Origin of the sequence: Xanthomonas sp. SHU 199 (assembly GCF_000364665.1) — a bacterium.
In the GTDB taxonomy this organism is placed as follows: Bacteria; Pseudomonadota; Gammaproteobacteria; order Xanthomonadales; family Xanthomonadaceae; genus Xanthomonas_A; species Xanthomonas_A sontii.
This window is the reverse complement of record NZ_AQOI01000372.1, coordinates 1-3,971: the sequence shown is the minus strand read 5'-3', so window position 1 is coordinate 3,971 and position 3,971 is coordinate 1. Positions and strand designations below refer to the sequence as shown.

Annotated in this window: 2 protein-coding genes; both read right to left on the bottom strand. The window is 71.4% G+C overall.

Annotated elements, in window-relative coordinates; genetic code table 11:
• Nucleotides 1-1,365 (bottom strand): phosphoenolpyruvate carboxylase (locus D183_RS0112540; RefSeq protein WP_017909296.1); only part of this gene is annotated, 1,365 nt, incomplete at its 3' end.
• A 160-nt stretch (nucleotides 1,366-1,525) separates the two neighbouring features.
• Nucleotides 1,526-3,971: S9 family peptidase (locus D183_RS24635; RefSeq protein ID WP_017909295.1), on the bottom strand; the 2,446-nt coding region annotated here is incomplete at its 5' end.

The following is a 3,971-nucleotide window of genomic DNA, read 5'->3' as shown; positions in this document are numbered from 1 at the left end:
CAGCGCCTGCTCGCCGCTGGCGTAGGGGCCGAGCAGGCCTGCGCGCGCTTCCACCGCGCGCGCGTCCCAGTCCTGCGTGTCCAGCGCGGCGGCGACCGCGCGCGCATGCACGCTGGACTCCTGGCGCACGTCCAGCCGCGCCAGGTGGAAGCCGAAGCTGCGCACCCGCCACAGCAGGCGCCGCACCGCGAACCAGCCGGCGTGCAGGCCCTTGTTGGCCTGCAGGCTGTCCAGGATCAACTGCAGATCGCTTTCCAGTTCGGCCGGCGCGGCATAGGCACCGGGCGCGTCGTCCAGGGTCGCCTGCAGGCGCGCGCGCATCAGATCGTTGAGCAGGCGGTACGGCATGTCGCCGTGGCGCGGCCGCGAGCGCGCCGCGGCTTCCGGCAGCAGTTGCCGGTAACGCTCCAGTTGCTCCAGCAGCGGCGCGCTGACCGCGACCAGGGTGGTCGATTGGCTGAGCAGGCTGGCGAGCTGCCAAAGTTCCTTCAGATAGCGCTCCAGCACCGCACGCCGCTGCGCGTCGAGGGTGGCGGTGATGGTGGCGGCATCGACGTTGGGGTTGCCGTCCATGTCGCCGCCGACCCAGGTGCCGAAGCGCAGCAGCCGCGGCAGGCTCAGCGCCTGCCCGTAGGTCTGCTCGATGGCGTGCTCCAGGGTCTCGTACATCACCGGGATCACCCGGTACAGCACCTGGGTCAGGTAGAAGCCGACATGCTCGCGCTCGTCCTCCACGGTGGGACGCACCGGCGAGGAATCGGCGGTCTGCCACGAGGCGGTCAGCGCCATGCGGAAGCGCGCCGCGTCGGTGGCGCGCTCGCCCGGGGTGCGCAGGCCGTCGAGGTTGTCGACCAGGCTGGCCACCATCAACTGTTCCTTCTCCAGCAGCGCGCGCCGCACCGCCTCGGTCGGGTGCGCGGTGAACACCGGCTCCACGTCGATGCGCGGCAGCCAGTCGCGCAGTTCGTCGATGCCGACGCCCTGCGCCTTGAGCCGGCGCAAGGCGTCGAGCAGGCCGTCCGGCTGCGGCGTGTCGGCGCTGCTGCGCTGGTAATCGCGGCGGCGGCGGATGCGGTGCACGCGCTCGGCGATGTTGACCACCTGGAAATAGGTGCTGAAGGCGCGCACCAGCGCTTCGGCATCGCGCGGTGCGCGGCCGGCGAGTTGCTCGCTCAGCGAGGACAGCGGCGCGGCGCGCTCGCGGCGCGCGATCGCGGTGGTACGGATGCGTTCGATCTCGTCGAGGAACTGCGCCGAGACCTGTTCGGCGAGCAGGTCGCCCACCAGGGCGCCGAGGCGGCGCACGTCGTCGCGCAGGGGAAGGTCGGGGGTGGCGAAGACGATGCTGCTGCGGGACTCGTTCATCGGGAAACGCATGGCTCGGCAGTGGGGGCGCCGCAAGCCTAACCGAAAAGGGAGTGCGTCCCCGTCGGCCGCACGACGGTTTCAAAGCGAACCATTTGCACTGCACAGCAGCGCCCTGCGCCACGGCGGCACGCACGTGCGGCCGTGGCGCAGGCGCGGCTCAGCGCGGCGTGGCGCCTGCCGCAGCCGGCGTGGACGTCGGCGTGGGCGCAGGTCCCAGATAGGTGCGCAGCCAGCGCTCGCTCTCGGCCAGCATCTGCAGCACCGACTCGCGCGCGCGGTAGGCATGCGCCTCGTTGGGCAGCATCACCAGCCGCGCGGTGCCGCCGTTGCCCTTGATCGCCGCGTACATGCGCTCGCTCTGGATCGGGAAGGTGCCGGAGTTGTTGTCCTCGGCACCGTGGATCAACAGCAGCGGATCCTTGATCCGGTCGGCGTAGTTGAACGGCGACATCGCCTGGTACACCGGCTGCGCCTGCCAGTAGGTGCGCTCCTCGGACTGGAAGCCGAACGGGGTCAGCGAGCGGTTGTAGGCGCCGCTGCGGGCGATGCCGGCCTTGAACAGGCGGGTGTGCGCGAGCAGGTTGGCGGTCATGAAAGCGCCGTAGGAATGCCCGCCGATGGCGATGCGATCGCGATCGGCGACGCCGCGCCGCACCACCTCGTCCACCGCCGCCTGCGCATCGGCGACCAGTTGCTCGACGTAGGTGTCGTTGGGTTCGCGCGCACCCTCGCCGACGATCGGCATCGACGGGTCGTTGAGCACCGCATAGCCCAGCGCCAGGAACGCCTGCGGGCCCCAGTAGCCGATCGCGTTGAAGCGGTACGGCGAATCGGTGACCTGGCTGGCGGCGTCGGCGGATTTGAACTCGCCCGGGTAGGCCCACATCAGCATCGGCAGCGGGCCGTCGCGCTTGGCGTCGTAGCCCGGCGGCAGCAGCAGGGTCGCGGTCAGCTCCACCCCGTCCTTGCGCCGATAGCGGATCTGCTCCTTGTGCACGTCGCGCAACTGCGGCGTGGGATGGGTGAAATGGGTCAGTGCCACCGGCTCCGCGTTCGCAGCGTCGAGCCGGTAGAAATTGCGCGGCTCCTGCGGCGTTTCGCGGGTGATCAGAAGGCGCTGGCCGCTGGCGTCGAGCAAGGCCTGCGGCACCGCGTAATACGGCGCCTGCGACTGGAACAGGCGCGTGCTTTTCCGCGTGTCCAGATCGTAGCGATCCAGGAACGGCCGATCGCCCTGCGGCGAGGCGCCTTCGCCGCGCAGGAACAGGCTGTGGCCGTCGGCGGCGATCAACAGGCGCGGATTGCCGGCCGCATCGCGCTCCGTCACCGGCGTGCCCGGATCGGCATAGCGATCTTCCTGCGAACGCTGCACCAGCAGCTGCGGCGCCTGCGCGGGGTTGTCCGGGGCCACGCGCCATTGTCTGGTCTGGCGCGTCTTCCACCAGAACTCGTCGATCAGCGCCAGGTCGCCGCGGCCCCAGGCGATGCCGGCGAAGCGCGACTGCAGGCGCGCCAGCGTCACCGGCGGCGCGGTGAATGGCGCCGCCTGCAGCAGCACCGCGTCGCGCACCGCCGCCTCGCGCGCCGGATCGCCACCGTCCTGGGCCTCGGCCCAGACCAGGGTGGCCGGCGCGTCGCTGCGCCAATCGATGTCGCGCACACCGGTGCGCACCGCATCGTTGCCGGTGGGCAGGCCTTCCACCAGCGGCAGCTGCGCCACCGTGTGCACCAGCTTGCCGGCGCGGTCCAGCACCTCGATGGTGCGCGGGAAGCCACTGGCCGGCACCAGGTAGGAGAACGGCCGCTGCAGGCGCTGCGCCAGCAGATAACGGCCGTCCGGCGACGGCGCCAGCGACAGATACAGGTCGGGAGACGCGATGCGCTGCATCCGCCCGTCGACGTCGACCAGCGCCGGCTGCGCGCGTAGTTGATCGTCGAACTGGCGCGCGTCGGCCTCGTTCTTCAGCAGGTCCTGGTAGGTGCGCAAGGCGGTGGCACCGCCACCGGCGGTCTGCTGCACCGCCGGCCCAGTCGGCACCGCGTCTGCGGGCGGCGCCGCGCCCTGCGCCTGCGGCTGCAGCAACACCAGCAGTTGGCGGCTGTCCGGCATCCACGCATAGCCCTCGCCGGACACCGTGTTGAGCCGCTCGGCGACACGTCGCGCACGCCGCGCAGCGATGTCCACCACCCAGAGTTCGTTGGCGCCGCTGCGCCCGTCGACCCGATTGAAGGCCAGATGCCGCTGGTCCGGTGCCCAGGCCATGCCGGCGATCGACAGCGGCGACGGCAAACCTTCGATCTGCAGCTCGCTGCCGTCGGCGATGCGCAGCAGCCACAGCTTGTCGCCGAAGGCGAAGCGGCTCTGCGAGCGGGTGCGCGGATGGATGCGCAGCCCGGCCAGCTTGAGTTCCGGCTGCGCGACCTGGGCGATGCCGGGCAGCGCAGGCAACTGCAGCATCGCCGCCAGATCGCGCCGTGGGCTCAGCGACAGCTGCGGCGGCCGCGGCGCATCGACGATGGCCTGCAGTGGCGCCGACGGCAGTTGGTAGCCGCTGTCCGCAGGATCGGCGGCAGCAGCAGCCGCGGGTGCCGGGGCCGCGTTG